Source organism: Streptomyces sp. NPDC007896, assembly GCF_042959425.1.
Classification (GTDB): Bacteria; Actinomycetota; Actinomycetes; order Streptomycetales; family Streptomycetaceae; genus Streptomyces.
On sequence record NZ_JBIBKX010000013.1, the window covers coordinates 140,391 to 157,797 of the forward strand.

At 70.5% G+C, this 17,407-nt stretch carries 15 protein-coding genes; 6 read left to right on the forward strand and 9 right to left on the reverse strand.

What is annotated here, in order from left to right:
- Position 1: 1 nt before the first annotated feature.
- Entirely contained in the window at positions 2-991 is a 990-nt protein-coding gene (locus ACFZDJ_RS35535; protein ID WP_391065162.1) for a WD40 repeat domain-containing protein, read from the reverse strand.
- A 138-nt stretch (positions 992-1,129) separates the two neighbouring features.
- Here ACFZDJ_RS35535 and ACFZDJ_RS35540 point away from each other — a divergent pair, with 138 nt between their 5' ends.
- Positions 1,130-1,804: an SGNH/GDSL hydrolase family protein gene (locus ACFZDJ_RS35540; protein ID WP_168509326.1), complete on the forward strand. Its 675-nt coding sequence runs from the start codon at positions 1,130-1,132 to the stop codon at positions 1,802-1,804.
- Here the strand turns inward: ACFZDJ_RS35540 and ACFZDJ_RS35545 are convergent.
- A complete protein-coding gene (locus ACFZDJ_RS35545; protein WP_391065166.1) occupies positions 1,792-1,941 on the reverse strand; it encodes a hypothetical protein in 150 nt (49 codons plus the stop codon). The genes ACFZDJ_RS35540 and ACFZDJ_RS35545 overlap by 13 nt on opposite strands.
- Positions 1,942-2,025: 84 nt before the next feature.
- Here ACFZDJ_RS35545 and ACFZDJ_RS35550 point away from each other — a divergent pair, with 84 nt between their 5' ends.
- Positions 2,026-2,604: a Uma2 family endonuclease gene (locus tag ACFZDJ_RS35550; RefSeq protein ID WP_390930599.1), complete on the forward strand. Its 579-nt coding sequence runs from the start codon at positions 2,026-2,028 to the stop codon at positions 2,602-2,604.
- Between the two features lie 60 nt (positions 2,605-2,664).
- A complete protein-coding gene (locus tag ACFZDJ_RS35555) occupies positions 2,665-3,657 on the forward strand; it encodes an aldo/keto reductase (RefSeq protein WP_390930601.1) in 993 nt (330 codons plus the stop codon).
- Positions 3,658-3,910: 253 nt separating this feature from the next.
- Here ACFZDJ_RS35555 and thpR read toward each other — a convergent pair whose 3' ends face one another.
- The 3 genes from thpR to ACFZDJ_RS35570 all read right to left on the reverse strand — a co-directional run bounded on the left by thpR (position 3,911) and on the right by ACFZDJ_RS35570 (position 7,033).
- Positions 3,911-4,483: an RNA 2',3'-cyclic phosphodiesterase gene (gene thpR, locus ACFZDJ_RS35560; protein WP_391065169.1), complete on the reverse strand. Its 573-nt coding sequence runs from the start codon at positions 4,481-4,483 to the stop codon at positions 3,911-3,913.
- A gap of 484 nt (positions 4,484-4,967) precedes the next feature.
- Positions 4,968-6,251, reverse strand: a complete 1,284-nt coding sequence (locus ACFZDJ_RS35565; RefSeq protein WP_385370935.1) for an MFS transporter — start codon at positions 6,249-6,251, stop codon at positions 4,968-4,970.
- A gap of 344 nt (positions 6,252-6,595) precedes the next feature.
- Positions 6,596-7,033, reverse strand: coding sequence for a MarR family winged helix-turn-helix transcriptional regulator (locus tag ACFZDJ_RS35570; protein ID WP_054235179.1), 438 nt, complete (start codon positions 7,031-7,033; stop codon positions 6,596-6,598).
- Positions 7,034-7,176: 143 nt separating this feature from the next.
- Between ACFZDJ_RS35570 and ACFZDJ_RS35575 the strand changes: the two genes are divergently transcribed.
- On the forward strand, positions 7,177-7,359 hold the full coding sequence (locus ACFZDJ_RS35575) for a ribbon-helix-helix protein, CopG family (RefSeq protein WP_168509331.1): 183 nt from the start codon (positions 7,177-7,179) through the stop codon (positions 7,357-7,359).
- Between the two features lie 39 nt (positions 7,360-7,398).
- On the opposite strand, the gene ACFZDJ_RS35580 is transcribed toward ACFZDJ_RS35575, so the two are convergent.
- On the reverse strand, positions 7,399-8,850 hold the full coding sequence (locus tag ACFZDJ_RS35580) for a solute carrier family 23 protein (RefSeq protein ID WP_390930606.1): 1,452 nt from the start codon (positions 8,848-8,850) through the stop codon (positions 7,399-7,401).
- A gap of 321 nt (positions 8,851-9,171) precedes the next feature.
- On the opposite strand from ACFZDJ_RS35580, the gene ACFZDJ_RS35585 reads away from it, so the two are divergent.
- Positions 9,172-9,450: a DUF2530 domain-containing protein gene (locus ACFZDJ_RS35585; RefSeq protein ID WP_101404378.1), complete on the forward strand. Its 279-nt coding sequence runs from the start codon at positions 9,172-9,174 to the stop codon at positions 9,448-9,450.
- A 112-nt stretch (positions 9,451-9,562) separates the two neighbouring features.
- Positions 9,563-11,962: an HAD-IC family P-type ATPase gene (locus ACFZDJ_RS35590; RefSeq protein WP_390930608.1), complete on the forward strand. Its 2,400-nt coding sequence runs from the start codon at positions 9,563-9,565 to the stop codon at positions 11,960-11,962.
- Positions 11,963-11,987: 25 nt separating this feature from the next.
- Here ACFZDJ_RS35590 and ACFZDJ_RS35595 read toward each other — a convergent pair whose 3' ends face one another.
- The 3 genes from ACFZDJ_RS35595 to ACFZDJ_RS35605 form a co-directional block, all read right to left on the reverse strand.
- Positions 11,988-12,752 carry a calcium-binding protein gene (locus ACFZDJ_RS35595; RefSeq protein WP_390930610.1) on the reverse strand — a complete coding sequence of 255 codons (765 nt, stop codon included), beginning with the start codon at positions 12,750-12,752 and terminating at the stop codon, positions 11,988-11,990.
- A 110-nt stretch (positions 12,753-12,862) separates the two neighbouring features.
- The gene (locus ACFZDJ_RS35600; protein WP_391065173.1) at positions 12,863-13,642 is read right to left on the reverse strand and encodes a calcium-binding protein; all 780 of its coding nucleotides are present in this window, start codon (positions 13,640-13,642) and stop codon (positions 12,863-12,865) included.
- 232 nt (positions 13,643-13,874) lie between these two features.
- Positions 13,875-17,108: a sacsin N-terminal ATP-binding-like domain-containing protein gene (locus tag ACFZDJ_RS35605; protein ID WP_391065176.1), complete on the reverse strand. Its 3,234-nt coding sequence runs from the start codon at positions 17,106-17,108 to the stop codon at positions 13,875-13,877.
- Positions 17,109-17,407: the final 299 nt, after the last annotated feature.

The following is a 17,407-nucleotide window of genomic DNA, read 5'->3' on the forward strand; positions in this document are numbered from 1 at the left end:
ACTACGACTTGCGCAACAACCTCCGCAGCCCGAACCCCGCCACCAGAACCGCGGCGACGGCGAGCGCCCCCTTGGCACCGGAGCTCATGCCGCCGCCGTCGCTCCCACCGGCCGACGCCGATCCCCCGCCCTCCGAAGGCGACTTGGAGCCGGAGCCGCCCCCGGCAACCGAACCGGGCTGGACCGGACTGTCCTTGCCCTCGCTGCCGTACATGAGCTCGGCCCCGTCGGGGGTGTACGTGACCGACTCCCCCTGCCGCTGGAGCGGCACGTTCAACCGCCCCTGCCGCTTGGGCTTCCCGTCGTTCCAGGCGTACGCGATCCCGCCGAAGTACCCGCGTACGACGAGCTGTTCGCCGTCGGGCGAGAAGGCGCCGTCGGTGACCCAGAGGTCGATGGTGGCGACGGGACGGAAGATGTTGGTGCCCGACGTGGAGAGCCGGACGGGACCCTCGTACAGGTGGCCGCCGTCCTCGTTCTTGTCGGCGATGTAGACCCGGCCGGTCTTCGGATGGACCATCAGCGCCTCGGCGTTGCGGGGGCCGTCCGCGTACTTCACGACGTACTGCGTGGCCCGGATCGTCTGGTCCTTGAGCACCTTCGGCTCGGGCAGCTTGTAGATCCACACGTAGGACCACTTGCCGCCGAGGTTGTCGCCGATGTCGCCGACGTAGAGGTCGCCGTCGGGCCCGAGGGAGATGGCCTCGACATCACGCGGCGCGCCCACCCCCTTCATGGTGATGGTGGCGACGGTCTCGCCGGTCCTGCTGTCGACGGCGTAGAGGTAGGGACCGTCGTCGCTGTCGTTGTGGGTCCAGTAGATGCCGGGGTGGAGATGCGAGGCGGCGAGTCCGCTCGACTCGGTGATCCGGGAGTCCTTGATCGTGAACCCCCCGTCCCCGTCGGCGGCGAGGGCCGGAGCCGGCAGCGCGAGGGCGAGAACGGCAGCGGCGGAGGCGGCTCCGGCGAGGAACGAGGACGATCGGCGCATGGCCCAAGCCTGCCATCCCGGCGCCACCGGGACCCGGGTGCGCCCGCGGGGAGCCGCGGCCGACGGCGTGTCCATCCTCACACCTCACACCCCACACGGCCCTTACTGATCGCCCGCCCGATCATCCATGATGAGCGGATGCTCAGGTTCATGCCCGTCGGCGACTCCATGACGATCGGAAGCGCGGGCGAACACACATGGCGTTACCGGATGTGGCAGCACCTGCGCGCGACGTACGGGGGCCCGTTCCGGATCGTCGGCCCGCGCGAGACGCTGTACGACAAGGCGACGGAGTCCGCCGACTCGCACGAGTACGCGGACCCGGACTTCCCGCGCGCCCACCTCGCGGGCTGGGGCGAGGGCTGGCAGCACATGGTGCCCCTGATCGGTGAGGCGGTCCGCACCCAGCGCGCGGACGTGCTCCTGGTCTCCCTCGGCCTGATCGACCTGGGCTTCTACACGAACGCCGAACAGACGGCGGCGAACGCCCGCGCCTTCGTCGCCGAGGCCCGTGCGGCGAACCCGCGCATCCACCTGGTCCTCCTCCCGGTGATACCCAACGTCCGCGCGGAGACCGACGCGCCCTTCGCCGCCGAGGTCGCCGCCTTCAACGAACTCCTGGCGAAGGCGGTGGCCGACCTGGACGAACCCCGCTCCCCCGTCCTCCTCGCCTCCCCGCCCCCCGGCTACGACTTCCGCCACGACACGTACGACGGCACGCATCCCAACGCGACCGGCGAGCACAAGATCGCGGAGGCCTTCGCGGAGGCGATGTACCAGGCCTGGGACCTGGGCGAGCCCTACTCCGCCTGACCGCCGACATCGGCCGGCACGGCGTTGCGCGCTTCGCCGGCACCGATGGGAGTCCGCTCCCGCACGTCTTGCGTGAAGTACTCCCGTGCCCACTCCTCGTCGATCTCCCGCACGTCACCAAGGTTGAGGTCAGGCATGCCCCCACGTAACCAGGTCACCGTGCGTATCGTTGTACCGCGCGGCTGCGCTCGACCGGGTTGCGGCCGGGGAGGAGCGCCACCATGACCGTCGTAGAGAACGACAGGATCGCCATGGCCACCATCAACGAACAGACCTTGGACGAGCTGTTCGCCCAGATGATCGTCCCCGAGGGCTTCAAGGCCGAGATCGTCGAGGGGGCCATCTACATGTCGCCGCAGCGGGATGTCCACTGGGAGACCATTCTCCTGATCGTCGAGATGCTCAGGGATCACTTCAAGCGGCGCGCAAAGGTGCTGTCCGACGTGCGCGTCGACTTTCCCGGTCACCTCAACGGCTTCTGCCCAGATGTAGCGAAGTTGCGCGACGGCTCCGAGAAGGACGCCGAGGGCCGTTGGCGCTACCAGGACGTGGAGTTCATCGCCGAGGTCATCTCCAAGGACACCGCCAGGAACGACTACGGCCCCAAGAAGACCGCCTACGCGCTCGCCGAGGTCCCCGTCTACCTCATCGCCGACCCGTACCAGGGCCGGTGCCACGTCTACACCCAGCCCAAGGACGGCGAGTACGTCACGGAGACGACGGTCTCCTTCGGCGGAGACGTCGACCTGACCGCCACCCTCGGACTCACCCTCAAAACGGACGAGTTCCCCCGCGACTGAGCCCCCGTCCCGCACGCCTCCCTTGCCTAGAGCGCACTCCACCCCGTTGGCTAGGGAGTCATGAAGTACACGCAGCTCGGACGCACGGGACTCAAGGTCAGCCGACTCGTCCTCGGCACCATGAACTTCGGTCCGCAGACCGACGAAGCCGACAGCCACGCCATCATGGACGCGGCGCTGGACGCAGGGATCAACTACTTCGACACCGCGAACGTGTACGGCTGGGGCGAGAACAAGGGCCGTACGGAAGAGATCATCGGAAACTGGTTCGCGAGGGGCGGTGAGCGGCGCGACAAGGTCGTGCTCGCCACCAAGGTGTACGGGAACATGGCCGCCGACGGCGACGCCTGGCCCAACCACGACAAGCTGTCGGCCCTCAACATCCGACGGGCCGTGGACGCCTCCCTCAAGCGGCTGCGGACCGACTACATCGACGTCTACCAGTTCCACCACGTCGACCGCCGCACTCCCTTCGAGGAGATCTGGCAGGCCGTCGACGTACTGGTGCAGCAGGGCAAGATCCTCTACGTGGGGTCCAGCAACTTCCCCGGGTACAAGATCGCCCAGGCCAACGAGATCGCCGCCCGGCGCCACGGCACCATCGGTCTCGTCAGCGAGCAGTGCCTCTACAACCTCGCCGAGCGGCGCGCGGAGATGGAGGTCATCCCGGCCGCGCAGGAGTACGGCCTCGGGGTCATCCCCTGGTCGCCGCTGCAGGGCGGACTGCTCGGCGGCGTCATCAAGAAGGAGGTCGAGGGCGGACGCAGGGCGAGCGGCCGGGCCGCCGACTCCCTCGCCAACACCACCATCCGCGCGCAGGTCCAGTCGTACGAGGATCTGCTCGACAAGCACGGGATCGAGCCCGGCGAGGCCGCCCTGGCCTGGCTGCTGACCCGCCCCGGCGTCACCGGCCCCATCGTCGGCCCCCGTACCGCCGCACAGCTCGACTCGGCCCTGCGCGCGGTCGAACTGGAGCTGTCGGACGAGCTGCTGACCGGCCTGGACGAGATCTTCCCGGGTCCGGGCCCGTCCCCGGAGGCCTTCGCCTGGTAGCGCTCCCCAGGGGGCGCCCGCCAGGGCGCCCCCTCAAGGGGCGTGAGGAACCGCGCGACCGGCCACGACCTGCCCGCGGGCAGACGAGCTGCGCGGTGTTCCGGCCGACCCGGCAAAGCGGTCCGGTCGGCTCTACTTGACCGCCGCCGCCAGCGCCACCACGACGAACATCAGCACGAGCACACCGGCCATGATTTGGTTTCGGGTCTTCGGGTTCACGCCATCGAGGTTAACCGGCCGTCCCCGGGCGCCTTCAGCCGCCCGCCCCGTCCAGCGGCCAGCGCGCCACCGTCTCGTAGCGGGGCTGCTCCCCCCGCACTCCCGACCTCGGCAGATTGCTGCGTACGAGACACAGTTCCCGGGCCGTCCAGTCCCGCCCGGCGAAGGCCTCCAGGGCGGCGACGTACGGGGCGAAGTCCGCGGCGTCCCGGCTGCGGGCCAGCGTCAGGTGCGGGCGGTAGCGACGGTGCTCGCCCGTATCGACGCCCGCCTTCCGCGCCGCCGCCTCCGCCCGGTCGGCCAGCAGCCGCATCGTGGGAACGTCTCCCGACACCCCGGTCCACAGCGCCCGGCCCCCGAAGTGGCCGCCGCCATGGAGGGCGAGAGGGAAGGAGGGGGTGCGGTGGGCCGCGCGGGCCAGGCGGTCCGACAGGGGCTGGACGAGTTCCTCCGCCACCTCGCCGTAGAAGGCGAGGGTGAAGTGCCAGCCGGGGCGGCCCGTCCAGCGCAGTCCGTCCGCGCCCGACAGGCGGCGCAACTCGTCGACCACCGTGGCGAGTTCACGCACCGCGGCCTCCGGTGGCAGCACGGCCGCAAAGAGTCTCATGCACATCACCCTTCCAGGGAATGGATCACCGGGCCACCTTCGCCCACGATGAATGCAGGTGCGTGCGTACGTCGACGGGGGGCGCCACATGCGGAGCAGCACACGCGCACGGTGATGTACGACGAGTGGCCGCTGCTCGGCGAGCAGCGGGACGATCCGGCGGCCTGGCGGCAGTTCACCGAGATCCGCCAGATCATCAACACGCAGGAGCCGGAGAGCGGGGCGGGGCAGGCCCGGTATCAGGGCGCGCTGGACGCCGTCGCGCGGCTCGGCGACGCGCGCCGGGAGAGGGTGAACGAGGCCGCCACGGCGGGGGGCCGCCGCTCCTGTGGAGCGCCCTGCTCATCGGCGCCCGCGTCACCATCGGTTTCGTCTGCCTCTTCGGTATGGAGAGCCTGCGCGCCCACGCGGGCGTGGTCGGATACGGGCACTCGGATAGCCGTACGGCCGTCGTCCGGATGGCTGGACAGCCGTACGGCCGTCGTCACACCGCCGTGGCCAGCTGCTCCCTCTGCTCTTCCGCTTCCTTCGGTACGAAGCTGACCTGCGGGTGGCCGTGATGCCAGCCCACCGACAGGCGCAGCCCGCCGACACGGGCCAGGACCAGGCCGACGGTGGTCGCGGCGACGGCCGAGACCAGGCCGCCGAGGGCGAAGCCGACGCGCGGACCGTAGGCGTCGGTGACCCAGCCGACCAGGGGCGCCCCCAGGGGCGTACCGCCCATGAAGACCATCATGAACAGCGCCATCACCCGGCCGCGCATGGCCGGGTCGGTGCCCATCTGCACGGCGGTGTTCGCCGTGACGTTGACGGTGAGGCCGAAGATCCCGATCGGGACCATGAGGAGGGCGAAGAGCCAGAAGGACGGGGCCAGGGCCGCCACCACTTCCAGGATGCCGAAGGCCATGGCCGCCGCGATCAGGATGCGCAGTCTCGCCGTGCCGCGGCGGGCGGCGAGCAGCGCGCCGGCCACCGAGCCGACCGCCATCAGCGTGTTGAAGAGGCTGTACCCGCCGGCGCCCGCGTGGAAGATGTCGTCCGCGTACGCCGAGAGCCAGACCGGGAAGTTGAAGCCGAACGTGCCGATGAAGCCGACGAGGACGATCGGCCAGATCAGCTCGGGGTGGCCGGCGACATAGCGCAGGCCCTCGCGGAGCTGGCCCTTGCCGCGCGGCGCCCGCTCGACCGGGTGCAGGTCGCGGCCGCGCATCAGGAGCAGGCCGACGATGGGCGCCACGAAGGACAGGCCGTTGAAGAGGAACGCCCAGCCCGTGCCGACGCCGGTGATCAGGACGCCCGCGACGGCGGGGCCGACCAGGCGGGCGGACTGGAAGTTGGCGGAGTTGAGGCTGACCGCGTTCTGCAGCTGGCCCGGGCCGACCATCTCGGAGACGAAGGACTGGCGGGCCGGGTTGTCGACGACCGTGGCGAGACCGACGGCGAAGGCCGCCAGGTAGACGTGCCAGACCTGGACGTGGCCGGAGAGGGTCAGGAAGGCGAGCGCGAGGCCGGTGACGCCCATGGCGGTCTGGGTGGCCAGCAGGGTGGGGCGCTTGGGGAGGCGGTCGACGAGGACGCCGCCGTACAGCCCGAAGAGCAGCATCGGCAGGAACTGCAGCGCGGTGGTGATGCCGACCGCGGCGGAGGAGCCGGTGAGGCTCAGGACCAGCCAGTCCTGCGCGATGCGCTGCATCCAGGTGCCGGTGTTGGAGACGACCTGGCCGAGGAAGAACAGCCGGTAGTTCCTGATCCTCAGCGAGCTGAACATCGAGGAGCGGGGGGAGCGGGGGGAATTCTCGGGGGCGGGCGGGGAGTCGGGGGTGGCTGGTCCGGGGGCGGAAGGTATTCCGGATCCCGTACTCAAAGGGATTCGCCTCCTAGCGTGGGACGTCATCGCACGCGGGCGCGGCCGCGTCTGTCACGGTGAGGTTCGGGCACGGCGGAGCGTGCAAGGCAGTGCGCACGGCCGTCACGGCGTGCCCCTGGCGGTGCATGGGACGCCGTGGCCGGCGCACATCCGGCGCTCTGCCGTGCGCGGCTGCGACCGCCGCGCGGCGCCCGCGCCGAAGCCGCGCCTGGCGCGGGTGCGCCCGAGCCGGGTGTGCGCCCCTGTCACAGTTGCGCGAGTTTTTCGAGGACGGGCGCGGCCTCGCGGACCTTCGCCCACTCGTCCTCGTCGAGGGCCTCGACCAGTCCGGCAAGGAACGCGTTGCGCTTGCGGCGGCTCTCCTCGAGCATCGCCTCGGCCTTGTCGGTCTGGGTGACGACCTTCTGGCGCCGGTCCTCGGGGTGCGGCTCCAGTCTGACCAGGCCCTTGGCTTCCAGCAACGCGACGATGCGGGTCATCGACGGTGGCTGCACATGCTCCTTACGGGCGAGCTCGCCGGGCGTGGCGGTGCCACAGCGGGCGAGGGTACCGAGCACCGACATCTCGGTCGGGCTCAGCGACTCGTCGACCCGCTGGTGCTTGAGTCGACGCGAGAGCCGCATTACTGCGGAGCGCAGGGCGTTCACGGCGGCAGCGTCGTCGCCATGGGTGAGGTCAGCCATGTCTTTAGGGTAACTCATTACTCTCGCTAAAGAGCCACAGAATGCCCGTGACACGGGCCACTGAACCTTTACGTCACCCATACGAGTGAGTCGCATCCAGAAAGTGACCCCTCGTCCACCCGGCGCCCGCGACCCTCGACTGCATGGGGACCAGCGTGCTCAGCCTGCGGATAGACGGGGAGCTGCTCGACCGGCTCCGACACCATGCCGCCAAACGCCAAATGAGCGTCCAGGACTATGTCGTCCGGACGCTCATTCGCGATGACTTCGACGAGCGGTTCCAGACCGCGGTCGAGGAGACGGAGAAGTTCTACGGGGTCACGTGAGACCCCGTGGGGCCGCCCGCGTGACCCCCACGGGGCCGCTTACGTCAGGCCCAGGGCCGGCATCAGGTAGTAGAAGGCGAACACCGCCGAGACGACGTACATCGCGACCGGGATCTCCCGGGCGCGGCCGGCGGCCAGGCGCAGTACCACGAAGGTGATGAAGCCCATGCCGATGCCGTTCGTGATCGAGTAGGTGAACGGCATCATCATCATCGTCACGAAGGCCGGGATGGCGATCGTGTAGTCCGCCCAGTCGATCTCCTTGACCGAGTGGGACATGATCAGGAAGCCGACCGCGATGAGCGCGGGCGTGGCGGCCTGGGACGGGACCATCGTGGCGACCGGGGTGAGGAACAGCGCCACGGCGAAGAGCGCACCGGTGACGACGTTCGCGAAGCCGGTGCGGGCGCCCTCGCCGACGCCCGCCGTGGACTCCACGAAGCAGGTGGTGGCGGAGGAGGAGGTCGCGCCGCCCGCCGCAACCGCGATGCCGTCGACGAAGAGGACCTTGTTGATGCCGGGCATGTTGCCCTGCGCGTCGGTCAGCTTGGCCTCGTCGCTGATGCCCATGATCGTGCCCATCGCGTCGAAGAAGGTCGACAGCAGCACGGTGAACACGAAGAGGATGCCGGTCAGCACGCCGACCTTGTCGAAGCCACCGAAGAGACTGACCTTGCCGACGAGCCCGAAGTCCGGGGTGGCGACCGGGTTGCCCGGCCACTTCGGGGTGGTCAGACCCCAGGACGGGATCTTGGCGACGGCGTTGATGATCACCGCGACGACCGTCATCGTGACGATCGAGATCAGGATCGCGCCGGGCACCTTGCGCACCATCAGCGCGAGGGTGAACAGCGTGCCGAGGATGAAGACCAGGACGGGCCAGCCGTTGAGGTGGCCGTCGGCGCCGAGCTGGAGCGGCACGGTCGTCTGCGCGATGTCCGGGATGCGCGTGACGAAGCCGGAGTCGACCAGGCCGATCAGCATGATGAACAGGCCGATACCGATCGCGATGCCCTTGCGCAGGCCCAGCGGCACGGCGCTCATGACGCGCTCACGCAGACCGGTGGCGACCAGCAGCATCACGATGAAGCCCGCGAGGACGACCATGCCCATGGCGTCCGGCCAGGACATCCGCGGGGCGAGCTGGAGGGCGACGACCGTGTTCACGCCGAGGCCCGCCGCCAGCGCGATCGGCACGTTGCCGATGACGCCCATGAGCAGCGTGGTGAAGGCCGCGGTCAGCGCGGTCGCGGTGACCAGCTGGCCGTTGTCCAGGTGGTGCCCGTACATGTCCTTCGCGCTGCCCAGGATGATCGGGTTCAGCACGATGATGTAGGCCATCGCGAAGAAGGTGGCGAGACCGCCGCGGATCTCGCGGGGCAGGGAGCTGCCGCGCTCGGAGATCTTGAAATAGCGGTCCAGCGCGCCCTGCGCGGGGCCGGGCCCGGGCTGCTCCGGGGCGGGGGCCTTGGTGGTGGCCGAGGTGGACATGGGTGACCTCATACGTGCGGGGCCTTGCGGGCCAGGACTGGCGCCGGGCGATGGGGGTACCCCCTGCTCGAGCGAAGCCGAGAGCTTGGGGGAAGGCGCCGGGCTGGGGGAAACATGATCGAGTCTGGCCGCTGCGCGATCACCAACAGGTTTCTCAGATGTTTCTGTTGGAGTTTCGTACGAACAGAAAGAGCCAGACTCAGACCGTTTCAGTATGAACATATGAGTCCGAAATCGCTATCTCCGCGCGTAGACCGTTGGTATACAAGGGGCCGCACGGGTCCGGCGGAGCCCGGGCGGACGGCCTCGTAAGCTGTGTCCATGGCGAAGTGGACCCCCAAGCACGAGGCGCCGGAGCCCCTGGAGGGCCCCGTCGTCGCCACCATCACGGGCGGCACGATCCTCTGGTTCGTCCTCTTCCTGGTGCAGCTGCCGTTCTACGGCTGGTTCGACGACCACGGGCACCTGTGGTGGGTGTGGACCTGCCTGGCCGGCGCGGGCCTCGGCCTGATCGGCATCTGGTACGTCCGCGGGCGCGACGCCGCCCTCAAGAGGGCCGCCGCCGAAGCGGAGCGACCCTCGTCCGCTGCTGCGGAGTAACCAGCTCCCCCTACAACCACGGCATCACTCACCCCCGCCCCGGTCCTCCCCTGGGCGGATCTTTGGGGCACTCGGCGGGTGAAGCCGTATTTCCGCACGTACCGTCGAATGCATGACGCACATCGACGCGGGCGCCGAACTCGACCCTGTTCACCCCGTACCCCTGCCCGCCCCCAAGCGGGCCCCGGGGCTGTCCGCCGCCGAAGTGGCCGAACGGGTCGCCCGCGGCGAGGTGAACGACGTCCCCGTACGCAGCAGCCGCTCCATGGGCGAGATCGTCCGCGCCAACGTCTTCACCCGGTTCAACGCGATCATCGGCGTGCTCTGGCTGATCATGCTGTTCGTGGCACCGTTCCAGGACAGCCTGTTCGGGTACGTGATCATCGCCAACACCGGGATCGGCATCATCCAGGAGTGGCGGGCCAAGAAGACCCTGGACTCGCTCGCGGTGATCGGCGAGGCGAAACCGACGGTCCGCAGGGACGGGGTCGCGAGCGAGGTCAGTACGTCGGAGATCGTGCTGGACGACGTGATCGAGATCGGGCCCGGGGACAAGATCGTCGTGGACGGCTCGTGCGTCGAGGCCGACGGTCTGGAGATCGACGAGTCACTGCTCACCGGCGAGGCGGACCCGGTGGTCAAGCACCCCGGCGACGACGTGATGTCGGGCAGCTTCGTGGTCGCGGGCGGCGGCGCGTTCACCGCGACGAAGGTGGGACGGGAGGCGTACGCGGCACAGCTCGCCGAGGAGGCGTCCCGCTTCACGCTGGTCCACTCCGAGCTGCGCAGCGGTATCTCCACGATCCTCAAGTACGTGACGTGGATGATGATCCCGACCGCCATCGGTCTGGTCATCAGCCAGCTCGTGGTCAAGCAGCACGGCTTCAAGGACTCCATCGCCCGTACGGTCGGCGGGATCGTCCCGATGGTCCCCGAGGGCCTGGTCCTGCTCACCTCCGTGGCCTTCGCGATCGGCGTCATCCGGCTTGGCCGGAAACAGTGCCTCGTGCAGGAACTTCCCGCCATCGAGGGCCTCGCCCGCATCGACACCGTCTGCCTCGACAAGACCGGCACCCTCACCGAGGGCGGCATGGACGTCACCGAGCTGCGGCCGATCCAGGGCGCCGACGAAACGTACATACGCAAGGCCCTCGGGTCGCTCGGCGAGTCCGACCCGCGCCCGAACGCCTCCCTCCAGGCGATCATCAACTCCTACCCGGACAGCGAGGACTGGCGCTGCACCGAGTCGCTGCCGTTCTCCTCGGCCCGCAAGTACAGCGGGGCGTCCTTCAGCGAGGGCAACGGAGAGTCGAGTACGTGGCTGCTCGGCGCCCCCGACGTGCTGCTGCCCGACGGGGACCCGGCGCTCGCCGAGACCGCGAGGCTGAACGAGGACGGGCTGCGGGTGCTGCTGCTCGCCAAGGCCTCGAAGGACCTCGACGATGCCAGGGTGACGGAGGGCGCCCGGCCCACCGCCCTGGTGGTCCTGGAGCAGCGGCTGCGCCCGGACGCGGCGGACACCCTGCGCTACTTCGCCGAACAGGACGTCAAGGCGAAGGTCATCTCCGGCGACAACGCGGTCTCGGTCGGCGCGGTGGCCGGGAAGCTCGGCCTGAGCGGCACTGTCGTGGACGCGCGCCACCTTCCCGACGAGAAGGAGGAGATGGCGAAGTCGCTGGACAAGGGCACGGTCTTCGGACGGGTCACCCCGCAGCAGAAGCGGGACATGGTGGGCGCGCTCCAGTCACGCGGCCACACGGTCGCGATGACGGGCGACGGCGTGAACGACGTGCTCGCCCTGAAGGACGCCGACATCGGCGTGTCCATGGGCTCGGGCTCGGAGGCGACCCGGGCGGTGGCCCAGATCGTGCTGCTCAACAACAGCTTCTCGACGCTGCCCTCGGTGGTCGCGGAGGGCCGCCGGGTCATCGGCAACATCACCCGCGTCGCGACCCTCTTCCTGGTGAAGACGGTCTACTCGGTACTGCTGGCCATCCTGGTGGTGTGCTGGCGGGTCGAATACCCCTTCCTGCCCCGGCACCTGACCCTGCTGTCCACCCTGACCATCGGCATCCCGGCGTTCTTCCTCGCGCTCGCCCCCAACACGGAGCGGGCGAAACCTCACTTCGTCCAGCGGGTCATGCGGTACTCGATCCCCGGCGGCGTCGTCGCGGCGGTCGCCACCTTCATCACCTATCTGGTGGCCCGTCACCACTACACCGGGCCGGGCGAGTTGGACGCGGAGACCAGCGCCGCCACGCTGACGCTGTTCCTGATCTCGATGTGGGTGCTGGCGATCATCGCCCGCCCGTACACCTGGTGGCGCGTCGCCCTGGTGGCCTCGATGGGCCTGGCGTTCCTCGTCGTACTGATCGTGCCGTGGCTCCAGCACTTCTTCGCCCTGAAACTGGTGGGCGTGGAGATGCCGTGGATCGCGGTGGGCATCTCGGTGGTGGCGGCAGCCACCCTGGAGTTCCTGTGGAAATGGGTGGACCGCCGCTTCCCCGCGTGAGGCGTGCCGACAGGTAAGTCGGTCACTACCTGACGTCGATGTAGTCACCGGTGGCGTTGACCGCCGGGGTGGTCGTGGTGCCCGCGAAGGCGTAGCGGTAGGTGCCGTCGACGGACGCCGTGACCGTCGTCTTCAGCGCGCCACCCGTGGTCGTCCTGATCGTCTTGACCGTGGTGTAGGCGCTGGCGCCCTTCTTCTTGAACTGCAGCTTCACGGGCTGACCCGTGTAGCCCACGTACTTCCCGTACTCCCAGCTCGCGCGCGTCAGGGCGCCGGTGACCGTGATGGTCCTGCCCTTCTTCACCGGCTCGGGGGCCGCGTTGACCGTCAGCTTGGAGAGGCGCTGGAGCTTGAAGCTGCCCGCCTTCTCCTTCCAGATGAAGTTGGAGTCGTCGCCGTTGGCGTCGACCCAGGCGTCCACGTACCAGGTGCCCGCCTGGTCGCTCGTGACGTCGTACACCCGGGGGTCGACGGTGAAGCTGGTGGAGCAGGTCGACGTCGTGGCGCTCGCGGCGACGCATGTCACCGAGGCCGTGGTGAGGATGCCGTAGCCGGGGCCGTTGAGGGTGATGTCGGCGCCCTTGATGCCCTGGTCGTCGGTGGCGGTGACGGAGACCGTGAACTTCTTGACGGTCGTCGCGCCGATGACGACGTCCTTGCCGCCGTTCACGACGACCTTGGTGATCTTCGTGTCCCCCTGGCTGCCGTCCGCGAAGGCCGCGGGCGCCAGAGCGGCTCCGGCGGCGGCGAAGGACGCGAGCAGGGCGACGGTGGTGGTGCGCTTGCGCATGGATTCCCCCCTGGGTTGATGTGCCGGTTGACGAACCGAACGAGGTGCCAAACGACGAACCCGCGCCCCTGGATGGGACGCGGGGAAAAGCACGAAACAGCTGGTGGTGACTACTGCACGTCGACGTAGTCACCCGTGGCGTTGACCGCCGGGGTGGTCGAGGTGCCCGCGAAGGAGTAACGGAAGGTGCCGTCGACGGACGCCGTGACCGTCGTCTTCAGCGCACCGGTGGTGGACGTCTTGATCGTCTTGACCGTGGTGTAGGTGGTCGCGCCCTTCTTCTTGAACTGCAGCTTCACCGACTGAGTGCCATAACCGGAGTACTTGGCGGCGTCCCAGTTGGCACGGGTCAGAGCGCCCGTGACCGTGATGGTCCTGCCCTTCTTCACCGGCTCCGGCGCGGCGTTGACCGTCAGCTTCGACAGGCGCTGCACCTGGAAGCTCTTGGCGTTGTCCTTCTGGACGTAGTCGGCGTCCTTGCCCGTGGCGACCGCCCAGACCTTCCAGCCGCCGGCCACGGAGTTGATCAGGTTGTAGGCCGGCTTCATGTCGAAGGTCGACGTGCAGGTCTTCGTCGTGGCGTTGACCACGGTGCAGGTGGCACGGCCGTCACTGCTGTTGGCGACGGCACCGCTGTCGGCCGCGTCGATGTTCGCGCCGTGGTACAGGATCGCCTGTGCCCAGTCGACGCCCGAGGCGTCCTTGACGGTGAAGCTGACGGTGATGGTCTTCTTCGCGGTCGCGCCGACGACGACCGGCTTGCCGCCGTTCACCACGACGTTCGAGATCGCGGTGTCTCCGTGGACCTCGTCGGCCTGCGCGGCAGGCACGGCGAAAACGGAGAGGGCCAGGGCGCCGGTGACAACGCCGAGGGTGGCACGCATACGCATGTGTTCCCCAGGTCAAGAAGGGGCCCCGACGCTCCTCGTTCCACAGCTCGCGGTCACGTACGGGGCCCAAATGATCGTGGAGTCTGTTGACTCGGGTGATCAGATCCGCGACGGGAGCGAATGGTTGTACGAGTGAGGAAACCTTCGTGCGTGTATGACCAAGGTCACAGCATGGCCCGCCGGAGGGGTCGCACACCCTGACCGTGGGCGACCCCGGGGCCCGGCACCGACCTCAGTCGAACCAGCGGTCCCGGGCCAGTTCCTCCGTGCGGGACGGGTCCTCCAGCAGGGCCGCGACCTCGAAGCGGCGCGGCCACTGTCCGGCCGCCCAGGCGAGACCGGCCGCCACGCCCTCCAGGGTGGCGGCGTGCAGCACCCCGTCCCGGGTGCGGCGCCAGTCCAGTTCGGTGCCGTCGACGACGAGTTCCTCGTGTTCGACGTACGTGGTGGGGGTCGAGGGACCCAGCAGGAGCCGCACGGACTCCGGTACGTCGTGCTCGGAGCCCTCCGAGGTCACCTCTCCGGTCACCGACTCGCTCAGCCGCCGCACCTGGAACAGTTCGGCGAGATCGGCGGCGCGCGCGGGCCGTACGGGGAGCAGCGGCATGCCGCCGGTGAAGGGCAGCAGGTCGGGCGAGTCGACGACCACGGCGTCGGCGGCGTTCACGACGACCACCTCGCCGTCCACCACGGCCCGCAACTCGTCCGGCAGGGTCACCTGTTCGGGTTCGAGGTCGGCCAAGGCCCCGTAGAGAGCGTGGAGTTGCGCTCCGGAGACCTCGCGGTCGGGGTCGGCGAGCCGGTCGAGGAGTTCGGCGGCGCCGCCGGGCTCGTCCAGGAGGGCGGCCACGGAGGTGCGTACGCCCAGGGCCCGCAGGACCTGCTCGTCGTCGAAACCGGTGGCGTCGGCGGCGTCGTACAGGCCGTGCAGGAGGGGGTCGCTGCCCTCCGCCCGCAGACCGGCCGGGCGGCGGCCGTCGAGGACGGGGTGGTCGCGCAGCCACCAGGCCGTGTACGCCCGGACGATCTCGTGCGTGCCGTCCGGGAGGAGGATCCGCACCGGCTGGGTGAGCGCGTCCCGCAGGGGCGGCTGGGAGAGCAGGGCGAGTGCCTGCGGCCAGCGGTCGTCGTCGACCAGGTCCAGGTCCCGTACGGCGACGATCTCCGTCGCGACCGGCGGCACCGGCGTGTCGGGCAGCCGGTCGAGGACGTCCTCGCACCACACGTCGACGGCGTCCAGCAGACCCGCGTCGTCGGGTTCGGCGAAGTCCGAGTCGCGGGGCTCCAGTTCGTCCGGGTCGAGGACGACGTCGGTGGCGCGGACGAGGGTGAAGTTGGCGAGCACGCCACAGGCGGCGAGCGGCTGTTCGCCCCAGCGGTCGGCCAGCTCGCCGTCGACGAAGGCGAGTTCGTCCTCGCGCATGACCTGCGCGAAGGGGCTGCCGGGCAGGACGAGTTCGCCCGCGGGGAGGAGTTCGCCCTCCTCGTCGGGCAGGGCGAGGGCGCCGAGCCAGGGTTCGTCGCCGGGTTCGAGGCTGGCGTCACGGACGAGGGCGAGGACGGTGTCCGCCAGTTCCTCCGCGTCCGGGGCGTCCTCGTCCCACGCCCCGCCCCCGTCGTCGAGCGAGGCGGCGACAGCGGCACGCACCTGGGGGGTGGTGAGCACGGCGCGAGGCGTGGCCGGGAGGGCACCCAGCTTCTCCAGTAGGGGGTGGGCGGCGTCCGGGTGGGCGACCTTGAGGCCGAGGCGCGCGAGGGCCTCGGAGGTGGCGGCCCAGGTGTCGTCGGGAGTGGGCCCTTCGGGGACCGGCAGCAGGATCTGGCGGGGGCCGATGGTCGTACGGCCGTCGGCGAGCGGTACGGGCAGGCCGGAGAGCCGGTCCGGGTCGACGCCGGCGAGGCTGTCGTACAGCCGCCGCCACCAGCCCGGGTCCTTCTCGAGGCCGGCCAGCCGGTCCACGGCCTCGGTGAGCGGGACGCGGGCGACACCCAGCGTCCGCAGCTCCACCCGGCGTTCCAGCCCGGCGGGCAGCAGGCTGGGGATCACCTCGGCGAGGACGCGGACGGTGTCGGCACCGGCGCCCTCGACGACCTCGGCGTCGCGCGGCCGCAGGGCGTCCGGGTTCTCCGCGATCTCCGCGATCTCCGCGATCTCCGCGAGACCGATCCCGGCCCCGGCTGCGTCGCTCTCGCCCTCGGGCCAGTCCGCCGGAGTGTCCTGGTCCTTGGCCCGCGGGACGGCGGGCGGCAGGAAGGCGGTACGCGGCAGCCGGTCCAGGATCGCCCGGCGCAGGGTGCCGTCCAGCTCGCCCTTGCCGAGGGGGCCGGGCACCAGGTCGATGATCCCGGTGTCCACCGGGCGCCAGGCGGCGAGGAGTTCGGCGTAGGCGTCCGCGGCGCGCTCCACCAGGAACTCGGTGAGCGGGCCGGGTGCGGCGTGGCGCCGGGTGGTGTCGAGCGGGAGGGAGGCGATGAGGAGGGCCGGCACGCCGAGGGGTTCGTCGCTGGGCGTGGGCGCGTGCACGACGGGGCTGGTACGGGGCCGCGCGGGCGTGCCGTCCGCGTCCACCGGGACGGCCCAGGTCACCGACCAGTGCGGGCGCAGACGCTCCTCGACCGGGCGGTCGGCGAGGAGCGCGGGGTCGAGGGGGCCGTGGTGGGAGACGGTGCGGTAGGGCGTGGTGCCGTGGCGGGAGTCCTCGATGGTGACGCCGTGCTCGTCGTCGCGGCGTCGCAGCGTGCGTACGTCCTCGCCGCCCTCCCCGACCTCGACGATCACTTCCTCCAGGCCCGGGAGGGCGAGCAGGAGGGCGTCGTCGATGTTCTGCAGGAGGCGCTCGGCGAGGCCCTCGGCGGCGGGGTCGCGCAGCGGGAGGATCACGACGGTGTCGTACGGGTCCGGGGCGGTGCCCTCGGCCGCGAACGGCAGCCGGAGCAGCGGCACATGGCCGTCGCGCCGACGGATCTCGTCCCCGAGGCCCGGGCTGTGACGAGCGGTGTCCGCCGCCAGTTCGCGGGCCTCGGCGAGGGACCAGCGCACGCCGCCGTGCCGGCCGACCACGGCGGGCTCGTCGGTCACCGCGAGGACGGCCGCGAAGCCGACGCCGAAGCGGCCGACGGCGGTGTCGTGCGCGTCCCGCTTCGCGGAGGCGCGGAGGGTGGCGAGCGATTCGACGCCGGCCGCGTCGAGGGGGGCGCCGGTGTTGGCCGCGAGGAGTACTCCGTCGCGGAGGGTGAGGCGAAGACGGCCGGGGACGCCGGCGCGGGCTGCCGCGTCGGCGGCGTTCTGGGCGAGCTCGACGACGAGCCGGTCCCGGTAGCCGCCGAGGACGAGGTCCTCCTCGGCGTTGGCGTCCTCACGGAACCGGGCCGGGCTGGTGGCCCAGGCGTCCTGCACGCCGCGGCGCAGGCGGGCCGTGCCGAACGGGTCCGCGCCCTCGGCTGCCGGCCGCACGAACTTGCTCACGGTTCACTCTCCCTCTCGCTTCACGCGATCGCGAGCGCTGGGCTCGGCCGCGGCACGAAGGTACCGCGCGGCGGGAGGGGTTCCGGCCCGGCCCACGGTGTATCTCGGCCTGCGGCCCTCTTGCACCGGGGCCGGGGCCCCGAATTCCGGCCTGCCCGGATCCACCCGGCCGCGGGCTGCCGAGCCCCCTGAACCGGGGCTACGCCCCGGACCCCCACCCCCAGATCACCTGTCTGCGGCCCGGTGGGGGCTGGCCGCGCAGTTCCCCGCGCCCCTGAGGCGGGGGCTTCGCCCCGCAT